Source organism: Thermosulfuriphilus sp., from assembly GCF_054026695.1.
The window spans coordinates 37346-56424 of sequence record NZ_JBPMLP010000021.1 but is presented as its reverse complement, the minus strand read 5'-3'; the positions used below and the strand labels follow the sequence as shown (position 1 = coordinate 56424).

Annotated in this window: 20 protein-coding genes; 6 read left to right on the top strand and 14 right to left on the bottom strand. The window is 51.7% G+C overall.

Annotation, left to right across the window (positions count from 1 at the left end; all coding sequences use genetic code 11):
* Positions 1-2: 2 nt before the first annotated feature.
* From ACXJJX_RS03325 to ACXJJX_RS03260, 14 genes are all read right to left on the bottom strand, one after another.
* Positions 3-737 carry a SagB/ThcOx family dehydrogenase gene (locus ACXJJX_RS03325; RefSeq protein WP_456432023.1) on the bottom strand — a complete coding sequence of 245 codons (735 nt, stop codon included), beginning with the start codon at positions 735-737 and terminating at the stop codon, positions 3-5.
* A 12-nt stretch (positions 738-749) separates the two neighbouring features.
* Positions 750-4244 carry a chromosome segregation protein SMC gene (smc, locus tag ACXJJX_RS03320; RefSeq protein ID WP_456432020.1) on the bottom strand — a complete coding sequence of 1165 codons (3495 nt, stop codon included), beginning with the start codon at positions 4242-4244 and terminating at the stop codon, positions 750-752.
* Positions 4241-4690 (bottom strand): ribosomal protein S18-alanine N-acetyltransferase, encoded by a 450-nt coding sequence (gene rimI / locus ACXJJX_RS03315; protein WP_503461778.1) that lies wholly within the window; start codon positions 4688-4690, stop codon positions 4241-4243. The genes smc and rimI overlap by 4 nt, the downstream gene beginning before the upstream one ends.
* Before the next feature lie 7 nt (positions 4691-4697).
* Positions 4698-5093, bottom strand: coding sequence for a PTS sugar transporter subunit IIA (locus ACXJJX_RS03310; protein WP_456432016.1), 396 nt, complete (start codon positions 5091-5093; stop codon positions 4698-4700).
* Positions 5094-5104: 11 nt separating this feature from the next.
* Positions 5105-5983, bottom strand: a complete 879-nt coding sequence (gene rapZ / locus ACXJJX_RS03305; protein ID WP_456432014.1) for an RNase adapter RapZ — start codon at positions 5981-5983, stop codon at positions 5105-5107.
* A complete protein-coding gene (locus ACXJJX_RS03300) occupies positions 5983-6444 on the bottom strand; it encodes a PTS sugar transporter subunit IIA (RefSeq protein ID WP_456432012.1) in 462 nt (153 codons plus the stop codon). The genes rapZ and ACXJJX_RS03300 overlap by 1 nt, the downstream gene beginning before the upstream one ends.
* A gap of 25 nt (positions 6445-6469) precedes the next feature.
* Positions 6470-6994 (bottom strand): ribosome hibernation-promoting factor, HPF/YfiA family, encoded by a 525-nt coding sequence (gene hpf / locus ACXJJX_RS03295; protein ID WP_456432010.1) that lies wholly within the window; start codon positions 6992-6994, stop codon positions 6470-6472.
* A 68-nt stretch (positions 6995-7062) separates the two neighbouring features.
* Entirely contained in the window at positions 7063-8535 is a 1473-nt protein-coding gene (rpoN, locus tag ACXJJX_RS03290) for an RNA polymerase factor sigma-54 (protein ID WP_456432008.1), read from the bottom strand.
* A 2-nt stretch (positions 8536-8537) separates the two neighbouring features.
* Positions 8538-9266 (bottom strand): LPS export ABC transporter ATP-binding protein, encoded by a 729-nt coding sequence (lptB, locus tag ACXJJX_RS03285; protein WP_456432006.1) that lies wholly within the window; start codon positions 9264-9266, stop codon positions 8538-8540.
* 4 nt (positions 9267-9270) lie between these two features.
* Positions 9271-9786, bottom strand: a complete 516-nt coding sequence (gene lptA / locus ACXJJX_RS03280; RefSeq protein WP_456432004.1) for a lipopolysaccharide transport periplasmic protein LptA — start codon at positions 9784-9786, stop codon at positions 9271-9273.
* The gene (gene lptC / locus ACXJJX_RS03275) at positions 9747-10274 is read right to left on the bottom strand and encodes an LPS export ABC transporter periplasmic protein LptC (protein WP_456432002.1); all 528 of its coding nucleotides are present in this window, start codon (positions 10272-10274) and stop codon (positions 9747-9749) included. The genes lptA and lptC overlap by 40 nt, the downstream gene beginning before the upstream one ends.
* On the bottom strand, positions 10241-10795 hold the full coding sequence (locus tag ACXJJX_RS03270; protein WP_456432000.1) for a KdsC family phosphatase: 555 nt from the start codon (positions 10793-10795) through the stop codon (positions 10241-10243). The genes lptC and ACXJJX_RS03270 overlap by 34 nt, the downstream gene beginning before the upstream one ends.
* Positions 10776-11606, bottom strand: coding sequence for a 3-deoxy-8-phosphooctulonate synthase (kdsA, locus tag ACXJJX_RS03265; RefSeq protein ID WP_456431998.1), 831 nt, complete (start codon positions 11604-11606; stop codon positions 10776-10778). The genes ACXJJX_RS03270 and kdsA overlap by 20 nt, the downstream gene beginning before the upstream one ends.
* Positions 11603-13585 (bottom strand): transketolase, encoded by a 1983-nt coding sequence (locus ACXJJX_RS03260; RefSeq protein WP_456431996.1) that lies wholly within the window; start codon positions 13583-13585, stop codon positions 11603-11605. Before ACXJJX_RS03260 ends, kdsA begins: the two co-directional genes overlap by 4 nt.
* A gap of 176 nt (positions 13586-13761) precedes the next feature.
* On the opposite strand from ACXJJX_RS03260, the gene ACXJJX_RS03255 reads away from it, so the two are divergent.
* The 6 genes from ACXJJX_RS03255 (at position 13762) to ACXJJX_RS03230 (ending at position 19031) form a co-directional block, all read left to right on the top strand.
* Positions 13762-15672 (top strand): methyl-accepting chemotaxis protein, encoded by a 1911-nt coding sequence (locus tag ACXJJX_RS03255; RefSeq protein ID WP_456431994.1) that lies wholly within the window; start codon positions 13762-13764, stop codon positions 15670-15672.
* Positions 15673-15717: 45 nt separating this feature from the next.
* Positions 15718-16602 carry a phosphate/phosphite/phosphonate ABC transporter substrate-binding protein gene (locus tag ACXJJX_RS03250; RefSeq protein WP_456431992.1) on the top strand — a complete coding sequence of 295 codons (885 nt, stop codon included), beginning with the start codon at positions 15718-15720 and terminating at the stop codon, positions 16600-16602.
* A 308-nt stretch (positions 16603-16910) separates the two neighbouring features.
* Positions 16911-17435, top strand: a complete 525-nt coding sequence (locus ACXJJX_RS03245; RefSeq protein WP_456431990.1) for a phosphorylase family protein — start codon at positions 16911-16913, stop codon at positions 17433-17435.
* 5 nt (positions 17436-17440) lie between these two features.
* Positions 17441-18181: an RNA methyltransferase gene (locus ACXJJX_RS03240; RefSeq protein WP_456431988.1), complete on the top strand. Its 741-nt coding sequence runs from the start codon at positions 17441-17443 to the stop codon at positions 18179-18181.
* A 107-nt stretch (positions 18182-18288) separates the two neighbouring features.
* The gene (locus tag ACXJJX_RS03235) at positions 18289-18498 is read left to right on the top strand and encodes a hypothetical protein (protein ID WP_456431986.1); all 210 of its coding nucleotides are present in this window, start codon (positions 18289-18291) and stop codon (positions 18496-18498) included.
* On the top strand, positions 18495-19031 hold the full coding sequence (locus ACXJJX_RS03230) for a hypothetical protein (protein WP_456431984.1): 537 nt from the start codon (positions 18495-18497) through the stop codon (positions 19029-19031). The genes ACXJJX_RS03235 and ACXJJX_RS03230 overlap by 4 nt, the downstream gene beginning before the upstream one ends.
* Positions 19032-19079: the final 48 nt, after the last annotated feature.

The window sequence follows — 19079 nt, the reverse complement described above, 5'->3', positions numbered from 1 at the left end:
CCTCAGGCCGGAATTCCTACCGGGGCCAGGTAGATTACAGTCTCCTCCAAACCATCAAGCCCCAAAAGCTCGTTGATCTCATCATCAAAAAAGGCCCCCACCGGGCAGGACCCCAGTCCAAGGGCCTGGGCCGCCAAGAGAAGATTTTGACAGATGTGGGCCACGTCCATGAATATATAACGTATCCCTCGAGAACCATACTTGCTCATTGTGCGCCGAGGAATAGCCGACCAGATAAAAACCACTGGGGCCCGAGAGCACATCTTCTGGCCCAAGGCGGCCTCGGCCAGATCATCTCCAAAGTGGCCTTCTTCGAGATACTCAAGGGCGGCGGAGCTGACATCATAATGGACCAGTCCAGGAGGTACTCCGGCCACGTTATTAAGGCACAGATAGGTCTCAATAGGATAAAGGGCCCCGGCACTTGGAGCGGTCTTAAGGAGATAATGGCCAATTCGGGCCGTAACTCCCTGGGTTGCCCAGAGAAGAAGGGCAATAGTCTCTAAGGAAATAGGTTCAGAAGCGTATTTGCGTATTGAACGACGTTTGGCCAAGGTCTCCCAGAGAGAGACCTCGGGAGGAGCGATCCGCGGAAGTCTCAGACGCCGGGCCCCAGGATAGGTCTTAACAGGGGCTGCGGCCGAGATATTCTCCTTCTCTCGGCTCAGAAGCTCGGCCCGGTCATGTTTGCTCCTTTGGAGATAAACAAACCCGATGGACCGTCGGTAATCTGGCATCTTCTTCCCCCTTTATCCCTGAGCCTCCGCAAGTTTTACGGAGACGATCTTGGAGATCCCCTTCTCTTCCATGGTGATTCCATAAAGGGTGTCTGCAGCTTCCATGACCCTCTGATTATGGGTAATAATAATCACCTGGGCATGGCGGGCTATCTCCTTGACTAAACGGTTAAACTTAAGGGTGTTGGTCTCATCAAGAGGGGCATCGACCTCATCAAGCAAACAGAACGGCGAGGGTTTGGTCAAGAAAACAGCAAAAACCACGGCCAAAGCTGAAAGGGCTTTCTCCCCGCCAGAAAGGAGGCCCAAATGCTGAAGACGTTTGCCAGGAAGACGGATGTAGAGATCAAGGCCGGCCTCAAGGGGATCGTCGGAGCCTACCAACCGAAGCTCTGCCGTGCCGCCTTCAAAAAGCAGGGGGAAGACCTCTTTGAGCTTTTTGTTGACCTCGGCCACGGCCTCCCGGATCTTTTGACGGCAAAGGCGATTGATCTTGGAGATGGCTTCTTTGAGACTCTCTATAGCCTCAAGAAGGTCAGCCTTCTGACTGTTTAGAAACTCAAGCCTTTCTTCTACCCCTTGGTATTCTTCAACTGCGGCCAGATTGACCGCCCCCAGCCGGGAAAGTTCCTCTTTGATCTCTGCCACCCGTCTAGAAAAAGTCTCCTCATCAGGAGCCTCGTCTAAAAGGAAAGCAGGATCAAGGTTGTCAAGATCAAGTTGGTACTTCTCGGCAATCTTTCCCTTTAGATGGTCAGCCAAGAGACGCAATTCGGTTATCTCCAGGTCCAGATGGTGTTTTCCCTCAGCAATACGGCGCAACTCAGCTTCGGTAGCTCGGATATCTGCCTCCTGAGAGGAAAGGCGTCCTCTGAGGCCCGAGAGTTCTTCTTCCAGGTGCTTTCTGTGGGCCTGAAGTCTCACCAACTCTTCCTGAAGGTTAGCCACCCTGCTCTTCTCTTCGACCAAGGCCTCTTTGAGGGTTGAGAGCTTAGGTTCATATCCCTTGAGTTCCTCAGCAACCCTTTGACGTTGCTCCTGTGTCTGCCCTAGAGACTTCTCCAGGCGCTTCTTTTCATCCAGAAACTGCCGTCTTCTTTCCTCAAGTCTGGCCCGAGAAAGTCTTACCGCCTCAAGGCGCTGAGAGATCTCCTTTAGGAGCGAGGAGAGATCCTTTTCCCTAGCAACAAAGGCCTTGAGACGGTCCTCAAGGTGGGAGACCTCCTTGATGATCCCTTCTTTCTTGAACCTTATCTTCTGAAGCTCGGTCTGAATTTCTTCCTGGCGTCCCTCAGAGTCGCGGGCTCTGGCGGCCACAGCCTGATAACGCTCCCGCAATCCTAGAACCCGGGCCTCAAGACCAGCCAGATCCTTCTCCAGACTTAAAAGGCGCCTTTTCAGGACGGCCTCCTTTTCTTTGAGCCCAGAGAGACTCTTATGGACCTCCTCCCGGACCTGTCTAGTCCTTTCAAGGTCTTCCTGAAGGCCCCTGAGTCTTCCCTCCTCCTTGGCCTCAAGGCTGGCGAGCTCTTCTAAGCGACGTCTTCTTTCGAGAACCTCCTGCCCCTCGGAGGAAGAAAGGACCTTGATCATTCCCCCAGGCCAGAAGACAATCCCATCTTTAGAGGCAAGCCGAAGATCATCTCCATCAGAGAGATATCGTCTTAAGGCTGTCTCCAGGCTCTCCTCCAAAAAGAAGGCTGTCAGGACCCGAGCTAAGGCCTCAGGTACTCTTTCAACCTTCTCAAGAAGTCCCTTGGCCTCCCCCTGAAAAGTCCTCCTCAGGATCACCCCCCCTGTCCCCAAACGGGCCTCTCGAAGGGCCTCTATAACTTCTTTAGCCTCAGGGAGATCATCCACTAGGGCAAAACCAAGCCCTTCTGAGACCACGGCTGTCAGGGCTGCTTCCCAACCGGTAGCCGGTTTAATGGCCTCAACTAAAAGGCCCAGGCCCAAGTTCTCCTTGATAAAGCGAGCCGAAGGTGGCAGGCCGGCCATCTCGGCCTCAAGGCGCCTGAGCCTCTCAGCCTCTGCTCTAAGATCCTTAAGCCCCCGTTTAAGCTCAGAGATGGCCTCCTTGAGGTGCTCCTCCGCAGCCGAAAGTTTTTTTTCTTTAAGGTAAAGGTCTCCCAAGTCTCGAGAAAGACCGGTCAGTTCATTCTCTAATCTGGACTTCTCTTCCTTAAAAGAGGAGATCTGCTCTTCGGACTCCTTGAGCTTTAAGGAAAGTTCCTCGAGCTCTGCAGCTATCTGCTTGAAAAGTCTTCTCTGGCGATTCCCTTCGCTCTCAAGACGTCTTTCTTCGGCCTCAAGCTCTCTTTGACGCAGGATCAAAGAATCAAAATCCTTTTTTTTCTCCTCAAGAATAAGTCGCTGAGCCCTATATTGTTCTTCCTTTTGATGGCGCTTTTTGGCGAGCCGGTCTTCTTTTTCTTCGATCTCCTTTAAGGCAGCCTCCGTCCCCTTAAGGCGCTCATCAAGATCAAGAAATCTTTTCCTAAGGGTCTGATGGCGGCCGGTAAGCTCCTTTTCTCGGGCCTGAGCCGATTTAATCCGGGTCTCAAGGGCCTTAATCTCTCCCTTAAGGGCCTCTTGATGCTGAGCTGCCTCTCTGAGCTTCTCTCTGGCGGCCTCCTCCTTCTGACGAATCTGACCTAAAGCTTCTTCCTTCTCAGAAAGGAGCAGAACAAGCCGGGCCTTTTCGGTCTCTAGCGTCTGTCTTCGAGTCGAAAGAAGGGCCTCTTGCTGGCTGAGGGTTTCCTGCTCTTTGGAGAGATTCCGAATCTTGTCCCGAGCCAGCTTGAGACGCTGGGCCGCAAAGACAACATCCAGACGACGAAGCTCCTCCTTGAGGCGGAGATACTTCTCAGCCTTTCTGGCCTGCCGTTTAAGACTTGAACGTTGCCTTTTGACCTCGGCCAGGATGTCTTCCAGGCGGGTGAGGTTTTCTAGACTGGCCTTGATACGCCGCTGGGCCTCCTCACGGCGCGCTTTGTAACGGGAAACACCGGCTACCTCCTCAATAAGAAGACGTCTTTCCTCTGGCCTTAATTCTACAAAGGACCCTACCTCTCCCTGATCAATGATAGCATAAGCCCGGTGGCCAGCTCCGGTATCCATAAAGAGATAATGAATATCTTTAAGACGACAGGGACGGCCGTTGAGAAGATACTCACTCTCACCAGAACGATAAAGCCTTCGGGTAATGACAATCTCTGGAAGATCGGCCAGATCCCCTGGGGCATCTCCTTCATTTTCAATGATCAACCTCACCTCGGCAAAATTAGGACCACGGCCATTAGACCCCGAAAAGATAACGTCCTCCATCTCCCGGGCCCGAAGCCGTCTAGGGCTCTGCTCCCCCAGGACCCAGCGGACAGCATCAACAATATTGCTTTTGCCGCTCCCATTGGGTCCCACAATGGCACAAATACCCGGAGGGAAGGAAACCTCTACCCGGTAAGGAAAAGACTTAAAACCATAGAGCTCAAGGCGCTTGAGCTTCATCTGTCCTTCAAGAACTTCTTCATAATAATGGCATCTTCACCGGTGTCCTGATAATAACCAGGACGAAGGCCTGAGGCTACAAAACCCAGCTTTTGATAGAGATTCCGGGCGGCAACATTTGAAGGCCGCACCTCAAGCCAGGCCAAAGTGGCCCCTCGATGGCGGGCATATTTTAAGGCCAGTCTGATCAAACGGGTAGCCAATCCCTGACGACGGAAGGCCGGATGGATGGCCAAATTGAGAATATGAACCTCATCAAGGACCAGCCAAAAGGAGAGGAACCCTCTGGGGATACCAGCCACCTTAACAATCCAGAGTCTAGCTGCTGAGTGGGAAAGTTCACTAATAAAGGCGGCTTTAGACCAAGGATTAGAATGAGAAAGACGCTCAATCTCCACTAAACCCGGGATGTCCTCCTCCCTGGCGGGGACTATCCTGGCCTTCATGACAAGGTCAGTTCTGAAGAAGTTCGCTGGCTCTGGTAATGCTCTTCTTGCCGGCCTCGGCCACTACCGTAGCTAACTCGGGAAGGGGACGCTCTAAAGATTGAGCAGCCTTGATAATCATCGGAAGGTTAACCCCACTGACCACTTCAACCTTGCCCTCTTCCAAAAAGGCCAGACAGATATTGGAAGGGGTTCCCCCAAACATATCCGTAAGCACCAAGACACCTTCCCCATCGTTAACCTTGCGAATTGCCTGCAGAATTCTCTCCTTAAGCTCCTCAAGGGGTTCGTTGGGATCGATCCCCAAGCCCACTACTCCTTCAAGCCCGCCCATAATAAAAGCGGCGGCCAGAACCAACTCCTCAGCCAACCGGCCATGGGTAACAACAACTACTCCTGGCATGCTCTTCCCCTTCAGTCTTTGTCCATATCCCGATGGGTAATGAGGACATGTTCCCCCATTCCAATCAGGGCCTGCCGGAGCTCTTCAGCCACTACCACCGATCGGTGCCTTCCTCCGGTGCATCCTACCGCAATAACCATATAGGCCTTTCCCTCCCGATGATAAAGAGGAAGCAAAAAACCCAAGAAGTCCTCAATCAGCTCCAAAAAACGCCGGGCCTCTTCACAGCGAAGGACAAAATCTTTCACCGCCTCCTGACGACCGTCAAGGGGCCGGAGGAGGGGATTAAAGTAAGGATTGGGGAGAAAGCGAACATCAAACATGAGGTTGGCTTCGGGGGGGACGCCATGCTTAAAGCCAAAGGAGATCAGATGAATGGTCGGCCGGGCCAGGTCTTCTCTAGGGGCATAAAGACGGATTATCTCCGCCCGAAGCTGATGAACGTTAAAACCAGAGGTGTCCACCACCTGATGAGCCCATTCCTTAAGACCATGAAGGCGCTGTCTCTCAAAGCGGATTCCTTCAGCCAGGTTTCCCTTTGGAGCCAGAGGATGAGGTCTCCTCGTCTGGCTAAAACGACGGATAAGGACCTCATCGCTGGCTTCAAGGAAAAGGATCTCCAAGTGATAGCCCAAGTCCTGGACCTGCCTGAAGATCGACTGGTACTGGTCCAGAAAGGCCTTCTCCCGGACATCCATGACGATGGCCACCTTAAGCGGCCCTGGATCATCTGAGAGCTCCTGTTCTTTTAGGGCTAAAAACTCCGGCAATAGCAGAATGGGCAGGTTGTCTACACAAAAATAGCCAATATCCTCAAAGGCCTTCAAGGCCGTACTCTTCCCAGAACCAGAAAGTCCTGTGATGATAATGGTCTCAAGATGCGATCCCACTAGAATTCCGAATCGGCCTCCTTGATTACGGAAAGGATTTCTTCCGCATCCCTGGCCCCAAGGAGCCTCTGCCGAAAGAGGGGATCCTTGAGAAGTCTGGAAAGACGAGCCAGAAGCTTAAGATAGAGACTGGCCGCATTGTCAGGGGCCAGGATCAAAAATATCAGATGAACGGGCTGTTTATCCATGGCCTCAAAGTCAATGCCTCTGTTGCTCCGAGCCACACAGATAATCAGCCGGTCAAGACCCTTCATCTTTCCGTGAGGGATGGCCACTCCAGATCCAATTCCTGTACTTCCCAATTTTTCTCGCTCGCTTAAGACCCGGACAATATCTGCCGCCCGGAGATCCTTACGTTTATTAGCGATGATCTGGGCCAACTCCTCAAAGACGGACCATTTGTCCTCGGCCTTAAGCTCCGGGACAATACACTTTTTATCAATGAAATCTAAAATCCTCATGGCTCGGGCCAGGAAGGGCCAGGGATTACAAAGACTCCGGTTGAATCAAACCGTAGTGGCCGTCTGAACGACGGTAAAGAACGTTAAGGGTCTCGGTGTCAGCATTGACAAAGACTAAAAACTGGTACCCCATAAGCTCCAGTTGATCGATGGCCTCTTCCAGCGAAAGGGGCTTGGCCGTCACCCTTTCCACAACTACCTCTCGTTCTTCTGTTTCCACCGGAGCAGACACTTCGGAAACCGAGCGGCCCGGTCCTCGACCCTTGTGACTTTTGACCTTCTCCCGATGGCGCCGTAATTGGCGTTCCATCTTGTCAACCACCAGATCTATGGCCGAATACATATCGTTGGTCTCTTCCTTGCCATTAAGATTGAGACCGTTGCCTGTAATGACTACCTCGGCAATCTGGCGAAACTTCTCTGTAGTCAGAATGACATTTATCTCCGTCGGACCGCCAAAGTACTTAGCCAGTTTGCCGAGCCGTTTGACGGCATAATCCTTCAGACCTTGAGAAGGGTCCAAACGCCTGAAAGTAACGTTAATCTGCATAGGTTACCTCCTACGCCGGCTTGATAACACCTGGCCCGAGCCGGTGTCAACGACTAAAGATTCCTTTATCATTTGGTGGACAGAGCCGGCTTCTTGCGCCGGCTGGCAGGCAAAATCCCCATCATTTCTCGGTATTTGGCCACTGTCCTCCGGGCAATCTCGATCCCGTAGCGTTCTTTGAGGAGATTGGCAATCTTTTGATCACTTAAGGGCTTGGTGGGGTCTTCGGCCTGGATGATCTGTTTAATCCTCTCCCGAACGGTCTCCGAAGAGACTTGATCCCCTCCGACCCGATTAATTCCGGTGTTGAAAAAAAATTTTAATTCAAAAAGCCCCTGAGGGGTCTGAACATATTTGCCAGTGGTTACCCGGCTGATTGTTGACTCGTGCATCCCCACATCTTCGGCCACATCCTTTAAAATCAAAGGGCGCAGATAGGCCACCCCCTTGTCCAGAAACTCCCGCTGGAAACGCATTATGGATTCTGTAACCCGATAGATGGTCCGTTGACGTTGATGAAGACTCTTTATTAGCCAGAGAGCCGATCGAAGCTTCTTCTGGATATACTGTTTAGTCTCTAAAGGCACCCCTGGATCCTGAAGGAGGCGACGATAATGAGGACTTATACGCAGACGGGGAAGCCCCTCATCATTTAAGACAATGACATAATCATCCTCTACCTTATAGACGAAGATATCCGGGACAATGTAATGGGTGGCCTCGCCGCTGTAGTTTCGGGCCGGACGGGGCTCAAGCTGGGAGATGATCTCTACTGCCTGGGCTACCTCCTCCAAAGAGATATGAAGATCGCGGGCGATGGCCTGAAAGTTCTTAAGCTCAAGGGCCCGAAGATGATCCCGAACAATACGTTCCACCACCGTATCCTCAAGGCCAAGATGACGGATCTGGATAAGAAGACACTCCCTTAGATCCCTGGCCGCCACTCCCACCGGGTCAAACTCCTGAACCTTGGCTAGAACCCGTTCCACCTTCTCCAAAGGTGCTCCGGTATCCCTGGAGATATCCTCCAAGGTAGCCGCAAGATAGCCCCTGTTATCCAGGTTTCCAATAATGTGGGTGGCGATCAGGCGTTCGGACTCATCCATGTCTGAGAGCTGCAATTGCCACATCAGGTGAGAGGCAAGGGAAGTCGGACTGGAGAGGGAGCCTTCAAAGGAAATGGACTCCTTCTCCTCATAGGCAAAACTCATGATGGCTGTCGAACGCTCATCGCCCTCAAAGTAATCGCCATAATCACTCCAGTCAGCATCCCTCAAGGGCTCATCCCCCCAAGGGCCTTCTTCTGTGGGGGAAAGAGAGACCTCCGGAATTTCCGGGCCAGATTCCTCCTCGGAGTAAGAGGTAAAGTCTTCCCGGCCCTCTAAGGAATCCTCAAGCAGGGGGTTTTGTTCTATCTCCTGCTCTATGGTCTCCTGGAGTTCAAGGCGGGAGAGCTGCAGCAGCTTGATGGCCTGCTGCAGCTGGGGGGTCATAACCAACTGTTGGGTCAGTTTGAGGTGTTGTCTTAATTCAAGGGCCATGATTAGAGGCTAAAACCTTCACCTAGGTAAAACTTACGGGCCCTCTCACTCTGGGCTATCTCGTAAGGGGTGCCTTCTTCGATGATCTTTCCTTGACTTACAATATAGGCACGGTCACACACCGTCAAGGTTTCCCGGACGTTGTGATCAGAGATGATAATCCCCAAGCCCTTCTCTTTGAGGCTCTGGATGAGGCCCTGAAGGTCAGCTACCGCCAAAGGATCAATGCCCGCAAAAGGTTCATCGAGAAGGACAAAGCTTGGATCCGTGGCCAGGGCCCGCATAATCTCCACCCTCCTTCGCTCCCCGCCAGAAAGCTGATATCCCTTCTGATCGGCTACATGTTCTAGACCAAACTCAGCAATAAGATTTTGGGCCTTTTTTCGGCGTTCCTGTTGGGAAAGTTTCTTTCTCTCAAGGATGGCCAAGATATTTTCGACCACGGTAAGTTTGCGAAAGACAGAGGCCTCCTGAGGAAGATAGGTTATCCCCAGCCGGGCCCGACGATGCATGGGGAGCCTGGTAATCTCCTCCTCATCAAGAAAAACTCGGCCCCCGTCGGGGCGAATAAGACCGGCCAGCATGTAAAAGGTGGTCGTCTTTCCGGCACCATTGGGCCCTAGAAGACCAACTATCTCCCCCCGAGAAACAGAAAGGTCCACTCCATCAACTATCCGACGGCGGTGATATTCTTTAAGGAGGTTGTGGGCCCGAAGATGATCAGCCTGCATTTGTTCATTCTTCCGGATAAACGATGGCCTCGACCTTTTTACCCGGGGCAGCCTCGACCAAACTCCGGTCTTCGTTTAAGAAAAGGGTGATCTTTTTGCCCCGGACGATGTTTCCCTCTCTGACCACCTGAGGGTTATCCTCAAGGAGAACCTTTTCCTCATCCCGGAAGTAGGTAGCCACCCCTCCGGTAGCCACCCATGATTTCTGGATAATCTTGACATTTCCCAGAGCCACCATCTTATAGACCTTCTTTCGAACCCCTTTATCGGTCTTCACTGGATGATAATAAACCACCAGTTTGTCAGCATAGAGGGTAAGGTCTTCCTTCTTAGCCACTACATGGCCAGTAAAGATAACCATCTGCTTGTCGTCCAGGGATTCGAGCTGATCGCTGGTGATCTTGATCGGAGCCCCAGAGAAGGCCTTAGGGGCCAAGAGAAAAATGCTTAATAGGACCCCAAAGAAGACCCGACCCCACTTTAAATAAAATCTTCGCCAATCATCTCTACCTGGTGACATATCTTAAGCCTTCCTTTATTTATTTCGTAGACGAAACCAACTCCCTTAATCCTCAAATCTTCGGCCTCGATAAAGACCTCTTTTTCTCCAACCAGCCGGTCTTCCTGAGGAAGATAGAGGAGACTTTTGGTCCTTAGGGTGCCTCGGTCCCTGGTCTTGATCATGACAGAGCCCTCTAAAAAAAGCTTCTCTTCTTTAAGATCATACCAACCCTTGTCCCCACGAACAAAAAAATCATCTTTGTCCCCGGAGGTTATCTCAACCTTCTTAAGCCTTAAAAGCCCTTGTTTTTCTAACAGACTGGCCCGGATTGCTAGAACAGTGTAGCCCGTTTTCTCCCCTCTGTATTCCACAAATTCTACATCTTTGAGAATTATATCCGGGGATTCTTCATCTCTTTGCGGAGGAGGTGTCTCTTGATTGAGGCTACAGGACCAAAAACAGAAAAGTAGACTTAAAAGCAATAAGACTCGGCCGTAAGAAAGCATCTTAGCAACTCCTCCCACTTTCCCTGAGCCTGAAGGATAAGATCTGCGACCTCTCTTACCGCCCCATGGCCTCCAGAAAGGCGAGTTACATAGTGGACGTGTTCCTTAAGGGGAGGCCAAGCCTGAGGAACAGTTACCGCAAGACCTACCCGTTTGAGCACTGGAAGATCTATCCAATCATCGCCCATATAGGCCACCTGTTGATCTTCAAGACCCTTCTTGCGGCAGAGTTCAAGATAAAGATCAAGCTTATGGAGGCTCCCCTGAATGACTGTCTTGATACCCAGTTCTCTGGCCCGATGGACCAGAGGAGGGCTTGTCCGGCTGGTAAGAAGGGCCACCTCCAAGCCGGCCATCTGGAGAAGCTTTATCCCCATACCGTCGCGGACACAAAAGCTTTTTATCTCGCTGCCGTCTGCGGCGACAATAATCTGGCCATCGGTAAGGATGCCATCGACATCAAGAAGGAGGAGACGAATTCCAGCAGCCCGTTTTAAAACCTCAGGTGGAAATTGAAACATCTCTCAGCCGATATATCTGGGCCAACTCCTCAAGGAGCCAGGCTGCCTGAGGGAGGGAAAGAGAGTTGGGGCCGTCGCAACGGGCCAGATCAGGATTCTCATGGACTTCCATAAAGATCCCATCGGCCCCAGCAGCCACCGCTGCCTTGGCCAGGGGAGCCACAAACTGCCGCTCCCCGGCACTTTTTCCCTCTCCGCCTCCAGGGAGCTGGACACTATGGGTAGCATCAAAGATTACCGGATAACCAAAGGCCCTCATTATAGGAAAAGATCTCATATCTACCACTAGATTGCGATAACCGAAAGAAACTCCCCTTTCGGTGATCAGCAGATTCTCGTTCCCTACAGAGGCCGCCTTCTCCAGGGCATAACGCATATCCCAAGGGGCCATGAACTGCCCCTTTTTGAGATTAAGGGCCTTCTTTGTCCGAGCGGCAGCGAGGATAAGATCAGTCTGCCGACAGAGGAAGGCCGGAATCTGGATAGCATCAAGGATCTCGGCCGCCGGTTCCACCTGCCAGGTTTCGTGGACGTCAGAGAGCACCGGAACACCGGCTATCTCCTTGATCTGGGCCAGTATCTTGAGCCCCTCTTCAAGACCGGGACCCCGGTAAGAAGAAAGTCCAGTCCGGTTCGCCTTGTCAAAGGAGGCTTTAAATACGTAGAGAAAACCTGCCCTCTGAGCGGCCTCTTTCATAAAGAGGGCAATTCTGACGGCCAAGTCAAACTCCTCAAGAACACAGGGCCCGGCAATCAAGAGGGGAGGGCCTTGGGGACCAAATTCTATTGGACCTATGTGGATGGTCTTCATCCGGCAATAAGCTTTTTCATCTTCTGGGCCAGGGATTCGGGATCAAGGCCCTGACGGCGATAAAGATCATCTGGCTTGCCACTTGAACCATAATGGGACACACCACACCTCTTCAAGGGGACAGCCACTCCAGAGTCAGCTAAGACCCTAGCCACCGCCGCCCCTAGACCAGTATCAACGACATGATCCTCGGCGGTGACAATGGGGCCGATCAAGGCCGCATCCATAATAGACTTGACATCAAGAGGTTTAAAAGAAGCCATATTGAGAACTCCTACAGAGATCCCTTCCCGGGCTAGGATCTCTCTGGCCTCTAAAGCCCGGACTACCATGGGACCAAAACAGATAAAAGTCCCCTGGTCGCCCCGACGGATCCAATCGGCTTGGCCGGGTTTAAATTCGTAATCTTCACTAAAGAAGGGACGACCAGCCTCATCAAGGATGATCTGGGTCTTGGAGCGCCCCATACCGACAAAAAAGTTACCTGGAGTTCGGGCTACATAACGAATGATCCGATCTGTCTGGTTGGGGTCTGCCGGCAAAAAAATAGAAAAACCAAACAAGTTCTGCAGAAGACCGAGATAATCAAGACACTGATGGGTGGGGCCATCCTCACCAACATCAAGCCCCAGGTGGGTAGAGACGACTTTAAGGTGGGTGTGATTGAGATCATTTAGACGATGTTGATTATAAGTCTCACAGACGGCAAAGACCCCAAAAGTGGAGAAAAAGACGACAAAACCCTCCCGCGAGGCGGCTCCAGCAGCCGTAGCCGCATGATGCTCCTGGATACCGGATTCAAAGAAGGCCTCAGGAGACCACTGACGGAAGGCGGTCATCTTCACAGAGCCTTCGAGATCACAGGAAAAACCCAGAATCTTAGGACGTTTCCCAGGGATATTGTTGACTTCAGCTAGACTTCGCAGGGCCTTTCCATAAGCTGAACGATTGTCCATCTTGACCTCGGGGCCATAGAGAATGGGTTGGCCCGGGTCAACCTCCGGATAGGGGGCTTCAGACTCAAAGGGTTTACTAAAGTGGACATAGGCCCGCCGACGTTCTAAAAGGGCCTCAATATCGTCTTCAAAACCTAATTCCCTCAGGGCCTCCTGAGCCAGATCTGGCTTGAGGGCCTCACCATGCCAACGGGCTACGTTCTCCATAAAGGAGATCCCCTTGCCCATGACTGTTCGGGCTAGGATGGCCGTAGGCCGGGCAGGATTTTCGACCTCCTTGAGCCAAGCCTGCCTAAGAGAGCGGTAGATGGCCGGAAAATCATGGCCATCACAAAGATAAATAACATTCCAATAAGTAGCCCGATACTCATCCCTTAAAGACTGAGGAATAATTAGATCAGTATCACCACCGATCTGAAGATGATTCCGGTCAACCAAAACAATGAGGTTATTGAGGCCAAACTTAACAGCAAAACGCCGGGCCTCAATGACCTGACCTTTTTGCTGTTCACCATCACCCATGAGACAAAGGACCCGATTTTCCTTAAGGCCATTCAATTTAAGAGAAAGGGCCAGCCCACAGGCGGCCGAAAGACCTTGACCAAGATTGCCTGTGTTCCACTCAATACCCGGGACCGTCTGCTCCACATGCCCAGCAAAGGCTGAACCCGCCCGCCGGAATTCCATAAGAAAGGCCTCCTCAGAGACATAACCATACTCTACGAGAACACTGTAAGCCGCCGGAGAAATATGGCCATGACTGATGAGTAGCCGATCTCGATCCAGCCGGCGAGGCTTCTGAGGATCATGACGCATAAGGGCATAGCTCATCAGAAGGAGATGGAGTGAGGACAGTGAGCCCCCCGGATGGCCACAACCGGCCAAGGTAGTGGCCAGAATGATCCTTCGGGCGCACCTTCGCCACATCCCCTGAAGGATCTGAATCTGTTCAGCACTCAAGGACTCCTGGGAAAGATCGATCCGCAACATCTCTCCGTCGCCTCCCGGCTCTTTGATTTGCACCCCCTCTTTAACCTCACTTTATCAGTCTATCAAGCCGGGATCTCGAGGAGGTCCAGAAAGAATTTAAGAAATTTATTTTTTCAACCGTTAATTTATCTGGAAGAGGAAAAGACGGGGCGTTTTAGAATGTTTTTTGGTGAAAAATTACATTTTTTTAAATCCAGGAGGAAAATACCATGACTAGTAGCCTCAGGTGGAGGGATCTCTCTATTCGCTACAAGATTCTTCTTCCCTTTCTCCTGGGAGTGTTCTTCTTCTCCGGAGTCTTTATCTGGCACTCCCAAAGATCCTCCGAGATGTTAATCTCCTACACTGGTCAAGAAGGAGTTAAAGACGCCCTCACCAATACCCAAAAGATTCTCAACCAGACCCTGGCCACAGAGACTATGCTGGCCAGCTCTGTGGCCGCCCTTGACGGAGTCAAGGAGGCCCTAGGACTTACCAACCGGGATCAGCTCCTCCAGATCGCCCTTCCGATCGTTAAACAGGCCAAAAAGAGCTCAGGCCTCGACTTCTTTCTCCATTTCCATACCCCCGACGGACACTCCTTCCTCAGAACATGGAAGCCAGAGAGCTACGGCGATGACCTCAAGGGATTCCGGCAGATGGTAGTCGATGTCATCCGGACCAAAAAACTCGTCACCGGAATCGAGGCCGGCCGAGGGGGGCTGGCCATCCGGGCAGTAGCCCCTGTTTTCTGGGATGGAGAATATGTAGGCAGTGTAGAGGTCAGTATTCCCCTTAAGGTTGTCCTCGACTTGGCTAAAGGAACGGGCCAGGAAATCGGGGTCTTTATTACCCCGGAGACCGCCTCGGTCATTACCAAGGCCTCCTTTGACTCTAAGGTGGGCAATCTCTTCCTGGCAGCCACTACCAGCCCATCTCTGGCCTCAGTGGTTACGGGTCCCTTCCTGGGAAAGACTTTAAAAGAAGAGACCATTACCAGGGAAGAACATCTAGGTCTGGGGGGTTTTCCACTGGTTGGTTACGGGGGGAAGGTCCTCGGATCCTTGGTTGTCTCTCGGGACCTTACGGCTCTTGCGACCCTTTCCAGAGATTGCACCCTTCGGTCTTTTCTGGTAGCCGCCATTAGTTTTCTCATAACCACCGCCTTTGCTATCGGGGTCTCCTGGCAGCTCAGCCGTCATCTCCGTGGAGTAGTCGACCGCATGAACGACATCGCCCAGGGTGAGGGGGATCTTACCAAAGAGCTTCCGGTGACTGGTAAAGATGAAATGGGACGCCTGGCTCTGGCCTTTAATCTCTTTTTAGACAAACTCCGCGGACTCATCGGTCGGGTCAAGGATCAGACCGAGGTTCTGGAAGGGGCCGCTGGTGATCTGGAAAGGACCTCCGGAAACCTAAGCCAAGGATGCCAGCTAGTCCATGGACGGACAAACAACATTGCTGAGGTGAGCCAGACCGTGGCCAAACGGGCCGATGAGGTTCACGGGATGATTGCCGAGATGGAAAAGGCCATCACCGAGATCTCCACCCAAACAGCCTCCGCCGCCCAGGTAGCCCAGGGAGCCCAGGAGAAGATTGAGAATGTCAGCCAGATAATCAGCGAGCTCGATCAGAGTTCGCAGGAAATCGGTGAGGTCCTTAATTTTATCACCTCTATTGCCGAGCAGACCAATCTCTTGGCGCTGAACGCCACCATCGAGGCCGCCCGGGCCGGAGAGGCTGGAAAAGGCTTTGCCGTAGTCGCCGGTGAAGTAAAAGAGCTAGCAAAACAGACCGGCCAGGCCACAGAGAGTATTGGCCAAAAGATTCAGGCTATCCAGGAAGCCACCAGCAAGGTTATCCAATCAACCCGAGAAGTGGCGGAGATAATCTCCCAGATCAACGACATCTCGGGAACCATTGCCGCCGCAGTTGAGGAGCAGACAGCCACTGTTTCGGCCATCGGAGAAAGCGCCACCGAGATGAGCCAACAAGGAGAGACCCTCTCCCGCCTTATTCCGGAGATGAGGGAGGCCAGTCAGCTGGCCAAAGAAAGCATGGCCCTTATCAGAGAGCACAGCCAGAAGCTGGCTGAACTCTCCTTACAGATGAAGGGAATAGTTTCCCAGTTCAAAACCTAAGAGCTCCCTTGGAAAGGGGCAGAAAATTACCAAGGAGGTCCTAAAATGTTGAAGAAGATCCTAACCTTGGCCCTGACAGCCTTCTTTGTACTTTCCTTCTCTGTCCCCGTGGTCTGTGCCAAAGATGTCTATTACCTAGGGGTCCTGGCTAAACGGGGCAAGAGAAAGGCCATTGAACGCTGGCAAAAGACCGCTGAGTACCTTTCCGCCAAGACCGGGGTCACTATCAAATTGCGGCCTCTGAGCTTTGAAGCCATTGAGCCCGCCGTAGCTAAACAGAAGATCGACTTCCTGATCGTCAATCCCCAATACTACGTCTATCTTAAAAAGTATGGAGCCACCCCTTTAGCCACCCTGATCAACGTGCGGATGGGGAAGAAACTCAACCAGTTTGGAGGGGTTATCTTTGTCCGCAAGGACAGCCCTATCAACTCGGCAACAGATTTTAAGGGGAAAAAGTTTATGATCGTCAACTTCAAATCCTTCGGTGGGGCTCACATGGCCTTTTACCACTTCTTACAAAAGGGACTCAATCCCAAGACAGACCTGGGCAAGATCATGGTGGGCAAGACCCACGACAATGTCGTCTATGCCGTTCTTAAAGGTCAGGTTGATGGCGGAACAGTCCGGACAGATACATTAGAACGTATGCAGGACGAAGGTAAGATAAAGCTGGCAGATTTCAAGATAATCGATGAACAAAAAGATGATTTTCCTTTTGTCCGTTCAACCAGGCTTTATCCAGAATGGCCATTTTTCACCTTTCCTTTTGTAGATAATAATCTTTCGGCGGCGGTAAAAAAGGCCCTTCTGGAGATGGAACCTGAGGATCCAGCCGCCAAAGCTGCCAAGATTGCCGGCTGGAGCGAACCCCTCGACTACACTCCAGTTATAAAATGTATTGAGGCCACCTCCAAGGCCGGCCTTTAAAAGAAAGGGGGCAGAGGCCCCCTTTCTTTATCCCCTTTCTTTATCCCCTTTCTTTATAGAATTCCCTCCTTTAGAATTTGATCAGAAGACCATCTTGTAATTTTAAAGCCCTTAATCTTACGTAAACTAAGTCCATGGCTGAACCCCGGTTTATAGAACCTGCCTGTCCCAAGGGTTTAAGGTTTCCTCAAAGGGCCTTTTTCGTTCTTACGGCCAGAGAATTCTGGTCTCTGGTCAAGATTCTCTCCATAAAAGCCAGATCATTTGGACTTCCCTATTGCCGAATGGCCTCTCAGGAGGGACTTTTAGTGGGCCCGTCACTCTCTGCCCCTCACGCAGTTATGGTCCTTGAGACATTGAAGGCCTGTGGACTTAAAGAGGTGATTATCTTTGGCTGGTGTGGTTCTTTAAGCCCAGATCTTTTCCCCGGAGAGGTCTTTTTGCCAAGCAGGGGACATTCTTTCGAAGGGGTAAGCCGCCACTATCCTGAAGCCCAAAGCCTTCCCTGGTCCAAGGGGCAAGAGACTTTAAAGATACTTCTTACAGAGTCTGGTTTTAAGGTCAGAGAAGGGGCTCTGGCCTCAACCGATGCCCCTTTTCGAGAAACCGAAGACTTTATCATCCAGCTCAAGAAAAGGAGAATCTTGGCCATCGACATGGAAGTCTCTTCCCTGATGCAGGTGGGCCAGGCCTTGGGGATTCGGATCTCCTGTGCCCTTCTGGTAACCGACCGTTTAGACAAAAGTTGGGAAGACTACCGTCAGAAGACCCAAGAAGTAGGTCTAAGAATAGTCCGGGTCATCTGGGACAAACTGTTATGCCTTCCAGAATGATCAGGATGGAAAACATAGCCGTGATTCTTGTTTCTCCCCGGTATCCGGAAAATATTGGAGCCGCGGCCAGGGCCTGCAAGAACTTTGGGGTCCGAGAGCTGGTGGTCGTGGCCCCAGAGCGCTGGGATGAAGAGGCTGTCTTGAAAATGGCCACCCATGAAGCTGCAGAGGTGGCCCGCAACCTAACCATCTTTAAGAACCTCAAAGAGGCCCTTAAACCCTATGGTTATATTGTGGGAACCACAGCCCGTCTGGGGCGCCACCGCCGGGTCCTTGAAACCCCGAGGGATATCGCTCCCAGGCTGGCGGAACTGAGCCAACAGAATAAGGTTGCTCTGCTCTTTGGCCCCGAGCACCGGGGTCTATCCAATGAAGAACTCTTCTATTGTCATACGGCCATCACTATTCCCACGGCCGAGTTTCCCTCGCTCAACTTGGCCCAGGCAGTGGTGGTTGTCCTCTACGAGCTCTTCACCTCCGGAAAAACTACCGGGCTTGCCAGACCCCGGCGAGCCACCTTTGCCGAAACTGAGGCCATGTATGGCCACTTAGAGGAACTCTTTGACCACATCGGTTTTATCCCCAAAGATACCCGTCAAGTATATCTGACTAACATCAGACGTTTTCTCGGCCGGCTAGATCTCACCGCCCAGGAGGTTCAGATAATTCGGGGCTTTTGTCGCCAGATGCTCTGGGCCCTAAATAAAAAATCATCTGCCCCTAAAGACCAAGATCACTGTCGCTAAAAATCAAGTTATACTCCGTAGTCGGCTGTAAGTTATAATTATAAAGTTACTTTAAATAAAAAGGGCTCCAGCCCGATATCATTAGTAAAACTCGGAGTTTTATAAGGATGCGATGGCCTTTACTTCTTTTGTTAATCTTCTCAGTGGCCGGACTTAATGGTTGTGGAGGAGAGAGACTAGCTCTCAAGATGGCCCCAGCGGTGGGGGTCTTTGGCCTCAGCCAAGCCCGAGAAAGACCTCTTCTAAAGACCGAGCCGCCTCGGGCAAGTCTCATCTATGCTGAGAGCTCTGGATTTGCCTTGGTAGAAGACAAATGAGAATCTTTTGGGCTTTTATTTCCCTGTGTCTCCTTTCCTGCACTGTAGTAAGGCAACCGGCTATTGAGACCACGGGCCCCCGGGTCTATCTTGGTCCTACCGGTCCTCTTGGGACCGGCCAGACGATCTGTCTATCTCCCTTTGTGGCCGAAGATGACCAACTTGGTTGGGCTACTGCCCAGATCTACCGAAATGCCCTCCTTGAGGCCGGAATTCCCGCTAATATAAGGCTTCTTAGCGGACGGCCGATCTTAAAAGGCCAGAAGGTAAAGGACTGCGATTACATTCTTTTAGGGAAGATAAATTATCTTCTACCTCCGGCCCCCACCGGAGGGGGGGCCTTAGAGATTGAGGTAGAAATGTATTCATTACCTCACTGGAGTCCTTTTCTCCATTTAGTCGAATCCGCCATCATCCCTTACGGAACCTATGGAGAGTATCCACCGGGGATAGATATCCGTACCGCTCCGGCTCCTTCAGCAGCTACAGTAATAAAGCGCCTCGCCGACCACCTCGGCCAAATTCTTTATTAAAATTAAAAGCCCGGCTCAGATGAGCCGGCTTGGTCTTACCCAGAGGAT